This is a genomic window from Fontibacillus panacisegetis, assembly GCF_900102215.1.
Taxonomy (GTDB): Bacteria; Bacillota; Bacilli; order Paenibacillales; family Paenibacillaceae; genus Fontibacillus; species Fontibacillus panacisegetis.
In genome coordinates, this window is the sequence record NZ_FNBG01000006.1 from 113,562 (window position 1) to 130,413 (window position 16,852).

The 16,852-nt window shown below is 42.9% G+C and carries 17 protein-coding genes; 7 read left to right on the forward strand and 10 right to left on the reverse strand.

From position 1 onward, the window contains the following. Positions 1 to 26: 26 nt before the first annotated feature. The 3 genes from BLS49_RS07740 to BLS49_RS07750 all read right to left on the reverse strand — a co-directional run bounded on the left by BLS49_RS07740 (position 27) and on the right by BLS49_RS07750 (position 4,338). A complete protein-coding gene (locus tag BLS49_RS07740) occupies positions 27 to 1,610 on the reverse strand; it encodes a peptide chain release factor 3 (protein WP_091228104.1) in 1,584 nt (527 codons plus the stop codon). Positions 1,611 to 1,770: 160 nt separating this feature from the next. Beyond that, the gene (zwf, locus tag BLS49_RS07745) at positions 1,771 to 3,321 is read right to left on the reverse strand and encodes a glucose-6-phosphate dehydrogenase (protein WP_091228106.1); all 1,551 of its coding nucleotides are present in this window, start codon (positions 3,319 to 3,321) and stop codon (positions 1,771 to 1,773) included. A 213-nt stretch (positions 3,322 to 3,534) separates the two neighbouring features. Continuing rightward, on the reverse strand, positions 3,535 to 4,338 hold the full coding sequence (locus BLS49_RS07750) for a YwmB family TATA-box binding protein (RefSeq protein ID WP_091228108.1): 804 nt from the start codon (positions 4,336 to 4,338) through the stop codon (positions 3,535 to 3,537). Positions 4,339 to 4,492: 154 nt separating this feature from the next. Between BLS49_RS07750 and BLS49_RS07755 the strand changes: the two genes are divergently transcribed. Genes BLS49_RS07755 through BLS49_RS07765 form a run of 3 tightly spaced genes read left to right on the forward strand, consistent with a single transcriptional unit; the run spans position 4,493 to position 8,239 of the window. Further along, positions 4,493 to 5,593, forward strand: a complete 1,101-nt coding sequence (locus tag BLS49_RS07755) for an endospore germination permease (protein WP_091228109.1) — start codon at positions 4,493 to 4,495, stop codon at positions 5,591 to 5,593. Continuing rightward, a complete protein-coding gene (locus tag BLS49_RS07760; RefSeq protein ID WP_091228112.1) occupies positions 5,583 to 7,094 on the forward strand; it encodes a spore germination protein in 1,512 nt (503 codons plus the stop codon). The genes BLS49_RS07755 and BLS49_RS07760 overlap by 11 nt, the downstream gene beginning before the upstream one ends. Then, complete coding sequence (locus tag BLS49_RS07765; RefSeq protein ID WP_091228114.1) at positions 7,091 to 8,239, forward strand: Ger(x)C family spore germination protein; 1,149 nt, start codon at positions 7,091 to 7,093, stop codon at positions 8,237 to 8,239. Before BLS49_RS07760 ends, BLS49_RS07765 begins: the two co-directional genes overlap by 4 nt. 14 nt (positions 8,240 to 8,253) lie before the next feature. On the opposite strand, the gene BLS49_RS07770 is transcribed toward BLS49_RS07765, so the two are convergent. From BLS49_RS07770 to BLS49_RS07800, 7 genes are all read right to left on the reverse strand, one after another. Continuing rightward, a complete protein-coding gene (locus BLS49_RS07770; RefSeq protein WP_091228117.1) occupies positions 8,254 to 8,904 on the reverse strand; it encodes a response regulator in 651 nt (216 codons plus the stop codon). Next, positions 8,882 to 9,961 carry a sensor histidine kinase gene (locus tag BLS49_RS07775; RefSeq protein ID WP_091228119.1) on the reverse strand — a complete coding sequence of 360 codons (1,080 nt, stop codon included), beginning with the start codon at positions 9,959 to 9,961 and terminating at the stop codon, positions 8,882 to 8,884. Before BLS49_RS07775 ends, BLS49_RS07770 begins: the two co-directional genes overlap by 23 nt. 19 nt (positions 9,962 to 9,980) lie before the next feature. Next, complete coding sequence (gene liaF, locus BLS49_RS07780; protein WP_091228121.1) at positions 9,981 to 10,631, reverse strand: cell wall-active antibiotics response protein LiaF; 651 nt, start codon at positions 10,629 to 10,631, stop codon at positions 9,981 to 9,983. Between the two features lie 115 nt (positions 10,632 to 10,746). Beyond that, entirely contained in the window at positions 10,747 to 11,451 is a 705-nt protein-coding gene (locus BLS49_RS07785; protein WP_091228123.1) for a PspA/IM30 family protein, read from the reverse strand. 3 nt (positions 11,452 to 11,454) lie between these two features. After that, positions 11,455 to 11,961, reverse strand: coding sequence for a PspC domain-containing protein (locus tag BLS49_RS07790; RefSeq protein WP_091228125.1), 507 nt, complete (start codon positions 11,959 to 11,961; stop codon positions 11,455 to 11,457). Between the two features lie 5 nt (positions 11,962 to 11,966). Next, complete coding sequence (locus BLS49_RS07795) at positions 11,967 to 12,641, reverse strand: PspA/IM30 family protein (RefSeq protein ID WP_091228126.1); 675 nt, start codon at positions 12,639 to 12,641, stop codon at positions 11,967 to 11,969. A 54-nt stretch (positions 12,642 to 12,695) separates the two neighbouring features. Then, complete coding sequence (locus BLS49_RS07800; protein ID WP_091228129.1) at positions 12,696 to 12,992, reverse strand: hypothetical protein; 297 nt, start codon at positions 12,990 to 12,992, stop codon at positions 12,696 to 12,698. Positions 12,993 to 13,344: 352 nt separating this feature from the next. On the opposite strand from BLS49_RS07800, the gene BLS49_RS07805 reads away from it, so the two are divergent. From BLS49_RS07805 to BLS49_RS07820, 4 genes are all read left to right on the forward strand, one after another. Beyond that, positions 13,345 to 14,622, forward strand: coding sequence for an ArsB/NhaD family transporter (locus BLS49_RS07805; protein ID WP_091228131.1), 1,278 nt, complete (start codon positions 13,345 to 13,347; stop codon positions 14,620 to 14,622). Positions 14,623 to 14,714: 92 nt separating this feature from the next. Further along, positions 14,715 to 15,068 (forward strand): hypothetical protein, encoded by a 354-nt coding sequence (locus BLS49_RS07810; RefSeq protein WP_091228133.1) that lies wholly within the window; start codon positions 14,715 to 14,717, stop codon positions 15,066 to 15,068. A 127-nt stretch (positions 15,069 to 15,195) separates the two neighbouring features. Beyond that, positions 15,196 to 15,690, forward strand: coding sequence for a cation:proton antiporter regulatory subunit (locus tag BLS49_RS07815; RefSeq protein ID WP_091228135.1), 495 nt, complete (start codon positions 15,196 to 15,198; stop codon positions 15,688 to 15,690). 350 nt (positions 15,691 to 16,040) lie between these two features. Continuing rightward, positions 16,041 to 16,844 carry a YitT family protein gene (locus BLS49_RS07820; protein ID WP_091228137.1) on the forward strand — a complete coding sequence of 268 codons (804 nt, stop codon included), beginning with the start codon at positions 16,041 to 16,043 and terminating at the stop codon, positions 16,842 to 16,844. Positions 16,845 to 16,852: the final 8 nt, after the last annotated feature.

Sequence of the window (16,852 nt, forward strand, 5' to 3'; positions counted from 1 at the left end):
ATGCTGAATTGTTCTTATGATTATGATTATGGAGCCATCTCCTGGAATTTAGCATCCGGATTTTTTTCCATAGCCGTACGCATTGCATACTCATTCTCGAAAAGAGCCACATAGTTACCCTTTTTGTCCTTCACCAAAGTCGAGTTAATACGGAACTTGGAAGGATCAATCTTGTCAGCAATGATCCAGCGCGCGAACTGGAACGGCATACGTTGAAGCTGTACATCAACCCCGTATTCACCCTTCATTCGGTATTCGAACACCTCGAATTGAAGCTGACCGACCACGCCAAGCAGCGTATCCTCGAAGCCAACCGTCGTGAACACCTGGATCGTTCCTTCTTCCGTCAACTGATCGATCCCTTTTTGATACTGCTTATGTTTGAGCGCATTTTTAACCGTTACCTTTGCAAAAATTTCAGGAGAGAACGTAGGAAGCTCATCAAATACAATTTCACTACCTTGACTTAAAGAATCTCCAATCCGAAAAATACCCGGGTCAAATAAACCGATAATATCACCAGGATATGCCTCTGATACGATATCGCGATCCTGCGCCAAAAATTGCTGTGGTTGAGACAGCTTAATTTCTTTACCTGCTCTTACATGCTTCACCGTCATCCCGCGTTCGAATTTGCCCGAAACGATCCGTAAAAAAGCGATACGATCCCGGTGAGCCGGGTTCATGTTGGCCTGAATTTTGAAAACATAACCTGAGAACTTCTCATTAGTCGGTTCTACAAGTCCTTCCGTGCTGCGGCGTGGTTCAGGTTTAGGAGCTAGCTTCAGGAAATTCTCCAGAAACGTCTGAACACCAAAATTGTTGACCGCACTGCCAAAGAACACAGGCGTAAGCTCGCCGCGTTTTACTTTCTCAAGATCAAACGGGTCTCCAGCTACATCAAGCAGCTCTAAATCCTGACACAGCTGATCATGCAGAAAATCCCCCGCCATTTCACGAATGACCGGATCTTCATAACCATCCACTTTTTTAAGCTGAATCGTTGTGTGGTCATCGCCTTGAAATAACTCAACTTGATCATTCATCCGGTCATACACTCCGCACAGTTCACGACCCATACCGATCGGCCAGTTCATAGGCACGGAACGAATACCCAGTACCTGCTCAATTTCCTCCATCAATTCAAATGGACTTCTGCCTTCACGGTCAAGTTTATTTATAAAGGTAAAGATCGGAATTCCACGTTTGGCACAAACCTGAAAAAGCTTGATCGTCTGAGCCTCGACACCCTTCGCCACGTCGATCAGCATCACAGCGCTGTCAGCGGCTGTAAGAGTACGATAAGTATCTTCACTGAAATCTTGGTGTCCTGGCGTATCCAAAATGTTGATCCGGTGGCCATTATAATCAAACTGCATAACTGAAGAAGTAACAGAGATACCACGTTGCTTCTCAATTTCCATCCAGTCACTTGTTGCATGCTTGCTCGCTTTACGAGCTTTTACTGAACCTGCCAGACGAATAGCTCCGCCAAACAGAAGCAGCTTTTCAGTTAATGTCGTTTTCCCTGCATCCGGGTGGGAAATGATCGCAAACGTTCTTCGTTTATCTACTTCCTGCCCCAGCACTTGTTCCAATGCTTTGCTCATTCTCACTTTCCTCTCGCTTCCACAAAGTCATGTCTTTTATTGTATCATATTTTAAACCTGTCCAACCATCCTTCATTCCGCAAAAAAAGCCATCCCCTTGCTTATATAAGAATGTAAGCAGGGCGATGGCTTTAATATTAGGTTATATGGTTGCTTCAGATTATGTCGATGCAGTCCATACTACATCGTCTTCATCCTGACCATTTACCGGCCACCAGTGGAAACCATCATTAGCAAGCAACTGCTCAGCCTCTTGAGGTCCCCATGATCCAGCAGCATAACGACTAATGTCAGCAGGATTTTGAGCCCATGCTTCAGCAATGCGATCCACGAAAGCCCAAGCGGTTGCTACTTCATCCCAACGAGTAAAATACGTTGAGTCTCCTTGAGCAGCATCATGGATCAGACGCTCATAAGCTTCAGGGGAGTTAATCCCAACCTGGCAGCTTTGGCAAAATTCCATAGCCAACGGTTCGATTTTGGACTCAGAGCCTGGTTTCTTCGCATTGATCTTGATGTAGATTCCTTCCATCGGATTAACACGAATAACTAACAAGTTTGGTTCCAGATTATGCTTTTGGCCCAAATAAACGTTAGTCGGCATCTGCTTGAACTCAACGACAACCTCTGTTGTTTTAACTGGCAGGCGTTTACCTGTACGAATATAGAAAGGAACTCCAGCCCAACGGAAATTATCAACCATAACTTTAGCAGCAAAATAAGTTTCCGTATTGGACTCAGGATTCACCTTGTCCTCTTCACGGTATCCAGGCAATGTCTTGCCCTTGCTCTCGCCTTGGATATACTGACCACGCACCACGTTCTCCTTCACTTCTTCCCCAGAAGCAAAAGGTCTGAGTGAGCGAAGCACCTTCACCTTCTCATCCCGAATATCTTCAGGGTACAGACGGCTAGGCGGCTCCATCGCAATCATAGTGAGCATTTGCAGCATATGGTTTTGACCCATATCGCGAAGAGCACCTGAATTATCGTAATATCCGCCGCGTTCTTCTACGCCAACCGTTTCGCTGAGCGTAATTTGAATGTTAGCGATATGCTTGTTATTCCATAACGGTTCGAAGAATGCATTCGCAAAACGAATCACTTCAATGTTCTGAACCATTTCCTTACCGAGATAGTGGTCAATCCGATAAATTTCCTCTTCCTTGAAGACTTGATTCAGCTCTTCGTTAAGCTTCTGAGCCGAATGCAGGTCATAACCAAAAGGCTTCTCAATAACCAGTCGATGCCATCCCTTGCTTTCCAGCATGCCACCCTTTTGCAGGTTGAACGAAACGCTTCCGAACAGCTCCGGTGCAAGTGCAAGATAGAATAGACGGTTACCTGGGATATCAAAACGTGATTCAACAGATTCCGTCAGTTCACGTAGTTCGTGGTATCCATCAACATTATTGATATCCAAAGATTTATAAGCAAAATGCTCTGCAAATTGTGCCCATTTTGTTGTATCATCTACTTTGTAGCGGCAAAATTCCTGAATGGAATTGTACAAATCGTCCCGGAATTCATCCTCTGTACGCGGGCGACGTGCCACGCCGATCACTGCGAAATCCTCAGCCAGCTTTCCTTCGCGATACAATGAATAAATAGCAGGAAAGAGCTTACGACGTGCTAAATCTCCGGTTGCTCCAAAAATAAAAAATACCGCTCCAGGTGTCTGCAGTGATTCTAGATTCTGAATTTCAGCCATGGCTCCTCATTCTTTCTATGTAATATAGTGTATTTTTATTCAATCCCCATCAATGACATGAAATTACACGGCATCACTGGATGTGATGTCATTTTAGCATATTCACAGAAAGGATGCCATCAAATTCATATCAAAAAATGTTATCAATTTAGAAAATTCATCTAATATTTATCTAATGTTTATCTAATATTTAACTATTATTTACTAGTTCACTTAATATTCGACTGTGAGAAGTGGAGAACCTGCAGAAATTTCATATGCATTGTCACCTGAATTGAAATGAACACCTAGCTGCAGGGATACTTTATGAGATCCGCTGAATACAGCAATCGGCCACTCTTCTATTTCATACGTACGGCTCACTGTGCCCAAATCATCATAACTTTCCACTTGCTTCATTTTTAATTTTTGAACAGTATCTTCTTCGATTGTTTCTATAAGACTTGATTCGGAAATATTTGGCGCTACAATTTCTTTTTTTGCTGTTCCTTGCAGTGCTCCGTTCCAATGGGCAGCAACGCCCTCATCTATAAGCAGTTCTCCGTACCCCAGCTGCATTTCTGTAAATTCAGTCAACTGTTCTGAGCCGCCTGTCTCCATTCTAAGCATAACATAATACATTCCTGTTCCTTGTGGTGTTACCGTCAATTTAGAATAAACCTTGCCCACTTCGCTATATGAACTATACACGCTATGACCCTGTACATTTTCTTCAAGTGCATTTGGCAATCCAAGACGTGAAGTAAGTACTACTGCTGCTTCCTCCGGTGACAGTAAAGTATTCCATGTGCCCTGCCACTTAACTGTAGCAGTTATATTGTCATTACTCCATTGCTGTGCAATAGATATTAGTTGCTGCCACTGCTTCCCTGCTTGCTCAACTGAATCAGCATTAACAGCACGATCTGCATTTGCCTCTGAGGATTTTGCACTGCTAAAGACGATTACCACTGTTATTATAATGCAGCCGATCACAAACCATCCGATTTTTCTAATTAAAATAAATGAGTTCAGCATCTCCGAATATCCCCCGATTCTGATTTCGCACTCTATGAATCTATGAAATTAGAATGCCCTGATAGGGAACCATTTATACCCTCCAATACCGCATATCTCACATTTATTTGGAAATACTAAGGCGAAATTTGCAAAACCGGGGGACTATCAAGCTATGCTGAGCACACTAAAACCGACGATATCTCAGGCCATCATGACCATTATGCTTACTGTAGGCATTACAAATCATGTATTTATTATTCCCGCCATTTTGCAATCAGCTCTACGAGATGCTTGGGTAGCGGTACTGCTCTCAGGAATCCCATTTGCGATTTATACAGGCCTGCTCATATACATCTCATCTCATACTCGAAATATGCGGCTTCACGAGTGGCTAGAGGTGTATTTTGGCAAAATCCCTTCTTATGTATTCCGCGTAATTTTCACTTTGTTTTTTTTCACTGTCGCCTGGTTCAGTCTATTCGATACCGTGATGTGGACCAAAGTTTCCTTTATGCCTTTTACCCCGGTCATTGTTACTTCTTTAACTCTAATGATTCTATGCTTCAGTGCTTCAAGAGCTGGAATAAGGTCGATCACTTTTACCGCAGGACTTCTCCTGCCTTTAGTCATCGTACTTGGGTTCTATGTCGGAATCGTCAATATCGAGCAGAAAGATTACAACCAATTGTTTCCTATATTCGAAAATGGGTGGATGCCTATTCTACGAGGTGGACTCTATTCCTGTACAGGCTTATTTGAATTATCCTTTCTCCTGTTCCTGCAACCTCATTTGGCCAAGCCACTCAAAAAAAGACATTATCTGTTTCTTTTCGTCATTATGCTTGGATTAACCCTTGGTCCATTGACTGGATCAATCGCAGAGTTTAATCCTTTTGAGGCCGCAACACAGCGATATCCTGCATACGAAGAATGGAGAATAGCTGGATTTGGAAAATATATTTCCCAGACAGACTTCTTCTCCACCTACCAATGGTTATCTGGAACCTGTACTCGTATTTCCTTAGCCTTGTTTTTTGCAGCAGATATGTGGAAGTTCAAAATGCCAAAACAAAGATCCTATTTTCTGTTATGTCTGGCTATTTTGTTGGTCCCGCTCGGCTCCTATGCTCTTAATGACATGACATTTCTCCAACTCTCGATGGATTATATTTTCCCGGGAAATTTAATTCTGCTTACGGCTTTTGCACTGATGTTTTCTTTAAGCATATTCATCAGCACACTGAAGAAAGGGAGTTCTATTCATGACTCTTAACGAAAACGATCATTCAAATACAACGGCCTCTCCTGATGATCTCCAAATAGACACAGCTTTTCTAAGGTCTTATTTTCAAAAATCTGCTGATGTTGTAGTCCATGAATTCAATGTAACAGGGTCCGAGCACGATGAGCAGATGATCACACTGGTCTATTGCCTTGGAATGTCTGACGTTACACAGATTAATCAATTTGTTTTGCCTAGATTCGACGCATTATTTCAGGATTTCCCTCATCCAAAAACCTCAGACATTACCATGAACAGGCACTTGCCGTTTACGCCATTACAAGAAAAAGACCTGCTTCATGAAATATCATATTACGTCTATAGCGGGAGTCTGATTGTTTATTTTGGTGCTCTTCAAGCTTTTTTTCGTCTGGATATAGCCAGCCCGCCTGCCCGTTCTCCAGATGAACCGTTGACCGAAGCCTCCATTAAAGGAGCTCGCGACGGGTTCACCGAAGATTTATCTACTAATATCGCCCTGCTCCGCAAAAGGCTGCGCTCTCATTCACTATGCGTTGAAACTTATGTAAAAGGAAAAAGAGGCGAAACAAGTGTTGCTCTGATTTATATTGAGGACATTATCAACTCCGACATTCTTTATGAGATACGAAAACGATTAGATGAAATCAACATCGATGCTATTATTGGTACGTCTTTTATTGAATCTGTTATTACAGGCTCCAGCCATCGGGCTTATTTCCCGCTTACTGATTATTCAGGACGCCCTGACTTTGTCACATCCGCATTGCTCAACGGAAAATTTGCAGTGTTTGTCGAAGGATCACCTATGGGCATTATTGCTCCCATTACACTTACCAACTTATTGAGCTCTCCGGAGGACTCCAGTACTGTCTACTATCTCCAAATCGTTCAAAAATTTTTGCGGCTTTTCGGGCTTTGTATCGCCTTATTCCTGCCTGGATTTTATATTGCTTTGACCAGCTTTAATCTGGAGCAAATCCCTCTACCCCTGTTGGCAACGATAAGTAATTCAAGGCACGGTTTGCCATTTCCGATCCCACTTGAAACCTTTATGATGCTTTTTCTGTTTGAAATTTTTAATGAAGCAGGAAGACGTCTTCCCAAGGCTCTTGGCCAGACTGTTACCGTTGTTGGAGGCTTAATTATCGGAGATGCAGCGATTCGTTCAGGCATAACGTCACCTACAATTATCGTAACCGTAGCTATCACTATTGTTTCTGCCTCTACGCTCATCAATCAGACGTTAAGTGGAACGACCTCCCAGATTCGTTTAATTATCCTTATTGCTTCTTCTGTACTGGGGATGTTTGGTTTTTTGATCAGCGCAATCGCCGTTGTATTCTATATAGCGTCCTTAGAAAATTACGGAGTTCCATATTTATCTCCATTCTCTCCTTTTCGCAAGAACGATCTCTTTTTTTCACTCTTTAAAAAACCTGAGCTCAAGCAAATAAAAAGACCTCAAATTATGCGCACCAATGATGATACCAAAGGAGGTAATAATCCTTGAGAAATGTCATCGTCTTTCTTATCATGATCACTATGCTTACAGGCTGCTGGGATTTAAAAGAAGTGCAGACTGTCAATTTCGTGACTGCCCTAGGAATCGACTATGTAAAAGATCACTATGTTATTTACGCTCAATTACTTGATTTTTCAAAAATCTCCAAACAAGAAGGGGCTTCCAGCGGTATCGAAAAGTCAGATACTTGGATTGGCAAAGCTGAAGGAGGTACAATTAGCGAAGCGCTCAACCATATGTATCCATCCTCACAGCAGCAAACCCTGTGGACACATGTCAAAGCGATTGTGATGTCCAAAGCATTGCTGGATAAAGAACTGCCCGATACCCTTAACGGTCTTCTCAGATCTCGTGATTTGAGATACACACCTTGGGTATTCGGCACGGAGCAGGACATCTCCAAGCTATTCAGCAGCGTTGCCCTACTGAACCAATCCTCACTAAATTCGGAGCTAATGGACCCTGAGGAGCTATATAAACAGTATTCATCTGTAGAGCCTCAGCGACTATTGAAGCTCGTTAACGGTGTCAAAGAACCTGCGGCATCATTATTACTGCCTTCAATCACAGTTACAGACAGTGTCTGGGAGAACGATAACAAGCCACAATCTCTCATTAAATTAAATGGTGTATACGTTATTTCCAGAGGAAAAAATCGGGGATTTATCGATCAAAAACAGCTTAATGGGGCTAGATGGGTGTCCTACAAATATATGCATAAATACCCTCTTCGGTTCGAAACCAAAGAGGGTAAAAAAGTGGTGATTAACGTCATTCATCCTGTTTCAACAGTTAAGCTTCGTATAGCTAACGATAACATTCAGGCAAACATAAACGTTCGCGTCCGAGCTAACGTTGTTGATATTGATGCTGGTAGCAGAGTAACCGCCGTAGAAATCAAGCAAATCGCTAAGCAAATGATGGAGAAGCAGATACGCACTGACTACGAGTCTGCCAAAGCAAACAACTTAGATATATACAAGCTAGATGATTTTCTGTACCGTATGCATAATCGGGAATGGCAAAAATACCGTTCTAACGAGCACGACGCCCTTTCAAAAATCAATTTAGGCGAAGTGAATATAGATCTTCGGGTTACTCACTCCACCTCTTACAAGTTGTCTAACTCATAAAATATGCTATTACCCTACTCTGCCAAACCGTTCTTATATGCGTAAATGGCCGCTTGAGTTCGATCTTCCACGCCCAGCTTGGCCAAAATATTCGTTACATGAAATTTTACGGTTTTGATGCCAATGATAAGGTCGTCTGCGATATCCTGATTAGATTTGCCTTGAGCCAGCAAACGCAAAACATCCATTTCCCGCTCCGTGAGCTCTTCATGGGCCGGAGTTTCTGCTTTAGGTTGACGGAAACGGTTCATCATTTTAGATGCAACCTGAGACTCCAATACCGATTGTCCACGAACTGCAGCACGAATCGCATCAGCTATTTCAGTAGCTCTGGAGGTTTTGAGCAAATAACTGAATGCACCAGCTTCAATAACCGGATACATCTTCTCATCATCTAAATAACTTGTTAATACGATCACTTTACAATCGGGATAGAGGGCTAGCAATTGTCTTGTCGTTTCTATCCCGTCCATACCTTCCATGACAAGGTCCATTAATACAACGTCGGGCTTATACTCTTGTGCCAGCCGGATGCCTTCCTCCCCACTGCTGGCCTCGCCAACGACCTCGATCCCTTCTTCAGTACCGAGTACCGCTGCCAGTCCAATTCTAACCATCTCATGATCGTCAACAAGCAACACCTTAATCTCTCTGTCCAATTCCATCGAACTCGTCCCCTTCGTTTTCCTCGTTCATTAAAGGTACTGTGATCTCAATGCGCGTCCCTTTGCCGGGAGCCGTAATAAATTGAATAGATCCTCCAATTTCCCTTACACGTTCCTGCATCGTAGACAAGCCGTAGGAGGTCTGCTTCTTCTCATCCAGCTCAAAGCCTAAACCATTATCTCTTAGAGTTACTTTAACGACATTCAATTTACGGTGAATTCGAATCTCCATCTTATCTGCCTTGGAGTGCCGAAGTGTATTAGACATCGCTTCCTGAATAATACGGAACAAATGATTCTCTATTCCTCTACCAAGATTAAGCTCATCATCCATCTCCAGTGTAAGCTCCATCGGTACTTTTGTCTTTAGCTCTCTTACCAAATCCAGCAAGCCTTGAGACAATTCCTTGCCCTCCAAATAGACCGGGCGTAAGTGAAGCAGCAAGGCTCTCATTTCGGATTGAGCCACTGAGGCCATCTCTTCAATCAGTTCCACTTGACGCTGTGCCTTGTCAAAATCCTTTTCCAATGTACGGCCTACAGCTGTAGCAGTCATTGAAATCGCGAATAACTGCTGAGAAACCGCATCATGCAGCTCTCTAGCTAAACGCTGTCTTTCCTCTACAATAGCCGAGACACGAGCTTGCTCTGCAAGCTGGGCATTATGCGTCGATAAACGCTGAAGTGAGGTCACCTGTTCTTCCCATCTCTTTCCAATTCTCTCTAGCTGTTCCCCCAGCCGGCCGACTTCATCGTCTCCGAGCTTTGGAACCGTATCGGTCTTATTACCCTTCTCCCATTGCAGTAGCGCATCGCGAAGCTGATCTATTTTTCGTTTGTTGCGATAGCCCTGAAAAAATCCATATGTTGCCCCTATGCTAAGAAGCAGAGTCAGCAACATGATTCCGGCCTGTACCCCTCTTCTCCAGTCAGTAGACGGTTTAAAGTAACCATATGTATACAATACATACGAAATAACAGCTAATAAAATAAAGCTCAGGAGAACCCCTTCCCGCATACTGCGAGAAACCATATTTCCTGGTTTTTTACTCTTCATGCGCAAGTGATCCTCCTGTTTATGTTAATCGTATATCTACATCTCCAACAACATAAGAGATGATAATTTTCACTTTTTGATCGCGGTTATCATAGTTTGGTGACTTCCAGTACAATTTGTTCAGCATGCCCGTCTCCCGATTAGGCTCAAACTCAATTTGCCCAAACATGACAAAAGCTTCGATCTCTACCCCATAGTCTTCCGGCACAACAAGGTCAATGTCCCCAACAATTCCTTGGAACATCAGAACGTTACTTGAATCCTCTACTATGGCGAGAGATAAATCGATATCGAGTTCCCCAAAAATATGCCACATACTAGTATTTCTCAGGCTCCATGGATCGAGATCCCAATGAATGCTGGACGTAATATTTTGTCTTTGCGTATAGTTGCCATCAGATTGTGTCTTTCTAATCTTTGCGTAATAAAATCCTAACGATATCATTAAGATCGCCACTACAAGCATAAAATGCTCTAGCAAAATCAAACCGCCACCGACAGCAAGTAAGGTGTAACCTGTCCTGACCTCTTCACCATTACGAATTTTATAAATACCGTAGGCGATAATAACAAGGGCGACGATGGTAATAAAGCTCAGCCATTTACCGAATATTAATAAAATTCCAAGTCCAATAAGACCGATGGCCAAGAACCTTTTTCGTCTATCCATGTCGCACCCCCTTACAGGTTCATATAATTGGAAAAGCCATAGCGATATGATAACTCATATCGCATGGCTTTACTATTGCCTAGCATACCACAATGTCTCTTCGACGTGTATCGATTTATTCAGCGTTTTCTTCTTGTTTAGCTGCTGAAGGATTAAGCTTAGCTTTAAGTGCTTCAAGCTGAGCGTCCACTTTCAATTGTTTTTCTGCATCAGCAGGGTTTACATATGAGGAGGTTGCTGATCCACGGTACAGAACTCCAGAAACCTCAGCTTCAGCTTCAAGCTGCATGATTTTCTCTTCCATACGGTGGAAGCCCAACGATGCATTACCGCTTTCGATGGTATGAATGCTGCTCACTTGTGACATTTGCTTTCTTGCTTTAGCCATTTGGGCACGACTCACGAGCTCATTACGTTTGTTGCGCAGCTTGTAGAACTCATCTTTCATTTCATGAAGCTGAGCCTTCAATTCACTTGCCTGCGCTTCAGCTTGAGTGTGCAAATCAGTAAATTCCACGATTTTTTGATCATAATGAATTTTTTCCTCAAGCAGCTTGCGTGTTGCTTCCTCTTGACCGTTTCTCAGAGCAACCTCAGCCTGTGCTTCTCTTTGTGTGGAGATGCGGATAGCTTCATCCAAACGTTGTTTCATTCTACGTTCATTTGCCATTTGTTTGGCTACAGTCACCTCAGCGTCACGGATTTCAGCCTCCATATCGCGCAGGTATTGATTTAGCATAACTATCGGATCTTCCACCTTATCGAGCAAATCATTTACAGACGCTTTTGTAATATCCTTAATTCTTTTAAATACTCCCATTGTTTACACTTCCCCCTTCTCATATTTAGCGAGCTTTTGACGAAGCTCCTCAAGTTCTTTTTTCATTGCTTTTTTCTCAATATCTTGCATCATAGAATCCAGATTTGATGATTCTCCCGAAGCGAATTCCGCATTTTTTTGTGGCCCGTTATGTGGTCCGTTATATTGCTGCGAACCTCCAGGATACGAATTCCCTCCGAACGGCGGTTGCTCGTTGAATCCTTGAGGACCACGCTGTGATCCAGGTCCGGCTCCGAAACCATAGTTGTTGCCACCTTGACAACCTCTTTGCCAGCCACCATTATGATAAGGATCAAACGGCTGGTACGGTTCCTTAGAAATTACCAGTGCGGCAATCAAATATATAAATATTGTTGTCCCGCCCGTAAAAGGAATGCTGACCAATGTTAAAATACGCAGCGCTGTAGTACTGATCCCAAAATATTCACCCAGTCCGCCAAGCAATCCGCTAACCCATCTATCTCGTCTTGAGCGGTATAAATTAGCCATTCTTGTTACTCCTCCCCTCGTGATTTCAGCTTCTGCTTCAACCGGGAGAGCTCCTCTTCCAGAGTAGATTGGATAACCGATCCCGCCTGATTGGCGAAATCCTGACCCGCTTTACGTATGTCCCGGAGACTGCGAGCCTCCCATTCCATATCGGATACCCGATCCTCCAGGCGGTTGAACATCTTAGGTACATCCTGCATGCCATAGTCACTCATCCGTTTGTTCATACGCTGTTGAAGACGAAGCGTCTCCATTCTTGCGTAATAGTATTGTCGTTTACTGTAAACGACCTGATACTCGGTCTTGAGCTCATGCAGCTGATTCTCCAGCTCCTGTAGTGATTCCAGACTTTGTGAATATAACGAGGAATACTGTTCGATTTTTTCTTCGTACAGCATTTTTTCTTGCAAAGCCAGCTTAGTGAGATGTTCTTCTCCTGCTTTCAGTGCCAGCAAAGCCTGTTCCTCACGTTTATCGCGCATCACCTTGGCCTGATCCGCTTGCTGCTTAAGTTGTTTTGTATGGCCTGCGTATTGATAATGAAGCTTCTCGGCTTCTGCAATTTCCTGACGTGTCTCGATCAGAAACTGATCAATCAATCGAACTGGATCTTGTGACTGTTCCAATCGTTCATTCAAATTAGCTACTGTAATGTCACGTACTCGACGAAATACACTCATGAAACCCCATCCCTCCTAACCTCTCGGGTTAAATTCTTATGTCCAATTACTGTATTAGTAACTCCGTTTTCCTCTTAGCGTTGATATGCCGTACAAGATCAATCCGATCCCGACTACCGGAACAATCAGCCAAGCCAGTTTGGAAATCAGGGAGATAACTCCGAAGAACAGAATAATCCATCCAAAGAACGCATTCCCTCGGCGTATCCCGTAATATCCAAGACCAACCATCGCGATCGCTATCAATAAACCGAACAGGCTACCCAATAGTGGGGTCAGTTTACCAAGCAAGATCAGAACACCAAGTGCTATAAGTATTATCGCAAAACCTTGAGGTCCATTCTTTCTCATTCAATTTTCACCGCCTTTCAAATTTATCAACCTTATGTCTATATTCTAGAGCCAATCGTAATTATTCAAAACGGACCGTGGACGGTTTTTCTTCCTAGACCTTAGTCGAGGTACGTGTCCGCCTTAAGTTTGTCCTCAGTGTTCCTTTTCCTTCAGTTTCAATATTTACTTTTATACCAGCTCATAATATAATGATACATGCATTAGCAAACAATAGAAAACGACAGTTATCGGAGGAGCCTGCCATGTTGCGGGCTCTTTTTGTCTTTTTTCAGGATTATACGGCATAATTTGGCCTTTTCATGAAACTATGCTGATACATCTGTAACGCTGTCACACTAGGAGGGGTACTTTGGAACAACAAGCTATTTGGGCTATCGGCATTTTTTTGCTTACCTACGCCCTAATCATCTCTGAGAAGATTCATCGCACTATACTTGCTATGAGTGGCGCCGTTCTGATGGTCTTGCTCGGTATCATTAACCAGGATTCTGCTATTCATCACATTGACTTCAATACACTCGGTCTGTTGATTGGAATGATGATTATTGTAAATACTACGGCTGAGACGGGTCTATTTCATTATATTGGTATATGGACTGCCAAAAAGGCTAAAGGGAATCCCGTTACCATACTATGGCTTCTGGCCTTATTTACTGCAGTAGCTTCTGCTTTCTTAGATAACGTGACAACGATTATACTCATGATTCCTGTAGTATTCAGCATTACAAGACAATTAAAAGTAAAAACCTTCCCTTATATATTCTCTCTAGTTCTTGCATCAAATATTGGAGGAACGGCTACCTTAATCGGTGATCCGCCGAACATCATGATCGGCAGTGCAGTGAAAGAACTTACTTTTGCAGCATTTCTACAAAATTTAGCACCTGTCGTTATCGCCATCATGGCTGTTATTCTTCCACTCTTTGTTGTTATGTTCCGTAAAGGATTAAAAGCAACCAAGGAAAACCAGCAAAGCATGATGAGTATTAGCCTGGATGGTCTCATAACAGACAAGAAGCTCCTTGTACAATGTCTGTGTATTCTTGGACTAACTCTGATCGGATTTTTTCTCCATCAGACGTTTCACCTTGAATCAGCAACGATTGCTCTCGCTGGGGCATTCCTGCTTTTATTAATGACTGGAGAGCATGCTATGGAGAGAGCAATTCGCTCTGTAGAATGGCCAACCATCTTCTTTTTTGTTGGACTGTTCGTATTAGTTGGAGGATTAGTGGAGAACGGGACGATCACTTTGCTTGCTGAGCGAGCCATGAATCTGACCGGAGGAGATCCGTTACTTGCCTCCATGCTGATTCTCTGGCTAAGCGCTATCGCTTCGGCATTTCTGGATAACATTCCATTTGTTGCGACTATGATTCCAATGATTCAGGATTTGGGCAATATGGGAATTACCCATTTAGAGCCCTTGTGGTGGAGCCTTGCATTAGGAGCATGTCTTGGAGGCAACGGTTCCTTAATCGGTGCGAGCGCCAATCTGATTGCAGCTGGTATGTCATCCAAAGAAGGAGAACCTATAACATTTGTTAAATTCATTAAATATGGATTCCCGCTCATGCTGTTAACCGTCATTATTTCCAGTATATATATCTTGATTCGATTTTTCTGAACAGTACCTCGTTATTTCGAGCCATAGCTTTGAGATAAATAAGATTGTATGCTATCCTTTAAGTACTATATAGCTTCAGGGAGGGATAACACATGAACATACGACATAATAAACTGTTATATCTGCTGTCTGTTTCTTTGCTCGCTTTGTTTATGACATTATCCCTCCCGATTACTTCAATAAATATGGGTAGTAACGAAGCAATGGAACGCGAAGCTTATGAGACAGAGCAAATTATCCGTACTTACAAAGTAGCCGTTAGACTAAATCCAGCACACAGCAGTAAAATGACTGGGGAAAAAACCTCGAAATATCTTTTTGTTCTACCTTTAGCGGTATCTTTAATCGTTACCGCCTCATGGGCTCAATTTCGACCGCTCGTTAACTTACTTCTGAAACGTAAACTCCTATTACCCATTAAATTCACGAGCAAGTATGTGGCATAACATTTGTTATTCCACGCAGTCCTTCTGAGCCTTGCCTTTTCTATAAGCTTATTATAGAAATGTGCGCAGGAATCTTTTGCAGTTAAAAAAACGATTGCGTATCTAAAATACTGGAGGCTTGAAGCAAATGAACCTGAAAGAAACGGATTTGCCGGGAATCGGTAAAAAATTCGTAGTTCAAACACGCAGTGGTGAAAAATTGACCATTATTATTCATGATGATGGACGTCGTGAAATGTACCACTATGACAATGATAATCCTGATGACAGCATCTCCATGATCAGCCTTGACGATGATGAAGCGAGATACGTGTCGGCAATTATCGGTGGAATTACGTATCAACCTACTGCTTTGGAGAATATCGAAGTCGCACTTGGGGGCCTTATTATTGAATGGTACAGACTTGAACCTAATTATAAAGCGATTGGTAAAACAATTGGTGAATTGCGCGTACGTCAACGTTCCGGAGCAACAATTATTGCTGTAATTGAAAAAAATCACACAAAACATGTAAATCCAGGACCTGACTTAATGCTTACCGCCGATGCTACAGTTGTCGTTATCGGAGAACGCCTACACCAACAACAGATTAGACAGATACTCTCGAGTGGAAGTGGTTGAATGGATCATATCGTGTTCGAGATCGGGCTCGCGTTGACCTTAATTGCTGCAGCCAGTCTGATCTCCGCGCACCATTTATATCGCTATTAACTTTACCCTTGACCTATTATTGGGCTGGGTTTCCAGATTTCCAATCTCCGAAATTCTTGTTATCGCCGGTATTACCATACTCGGACGAGGCGAATTTTCCATTATTCTCGTCAACCTCGGGAAAGCCGCAGGCTTAATGTAAATTCTTCAGCCCTTTGCGTTAAATTTGAAAAAAGGCATCTCCAACGACTTGCTCAAAATAAAATAGTATAGTTCAGGAGTAACTTCTTACCTAAGGTTTGGAAAAGGAGGAATGATCATTGAATCGCCGATCTAATTCCAAAGTCCTTAACGTCATAGGAGTTATTGCAGGAGCCCTGCTTGCTTCGATAGGCTTAGAGCTTTTTCTGATACCACATGGCATTATTGTCGGGGGAATAACTGGACTTTCCGCATTGTTTGCCCTGACTACGGAAATGAAGCTTGGACTATTTTTGTTCTTGCTTAACCTGCCGTTGCTATTGATACAACGCAAAAATATTGATGCTTCCTTTGCCATCTTCACTATATTTGGACTACTCATATTTTCGCTGGGTACCATTTTTCTTCACCCCTATCCAGCTTTAACGAGTAATCCTCTTCCAGCAGCTCTGTTTGGGGGACTCTCTCTCGGACTTGGCATCGGATTGGCGCTTCGATTTGGAGGCGCGTTGGATACAGCGGAAAAGGTAGCAGAAACCTTTTGCTCTAAAAAAGGCCTATCGCCGGAAGGAATCATGTTGCTGCTTAATTGCTCCATCCTGATCGCCGCCGGATTTCATTTCGGTTTTGATCAAGCTGTCTATTCAGTGACAGCCTATATTCTTGCTTACGAATCGGTTAAGCTTCCACTGCGCGGCTTTAGATTCACTTTATCCGTCTCTATTAAAAGCCACGAATGTGCCCGTATTCAGGAAGCATTAGCCGTTTATCTGAACCGGAATGTCGCTATTCTAGAAAGTCCTGATTCCCAAAGTGGTTATCTTGGTGTCATGGAATGCAAATGCCATCGTTGGGAAGCATCGAGACTGGTAGCGGTCATCAAAAATTGTGATCCGGACAGTGAAATTTCCTTTGACGTTTAGCTTATGGA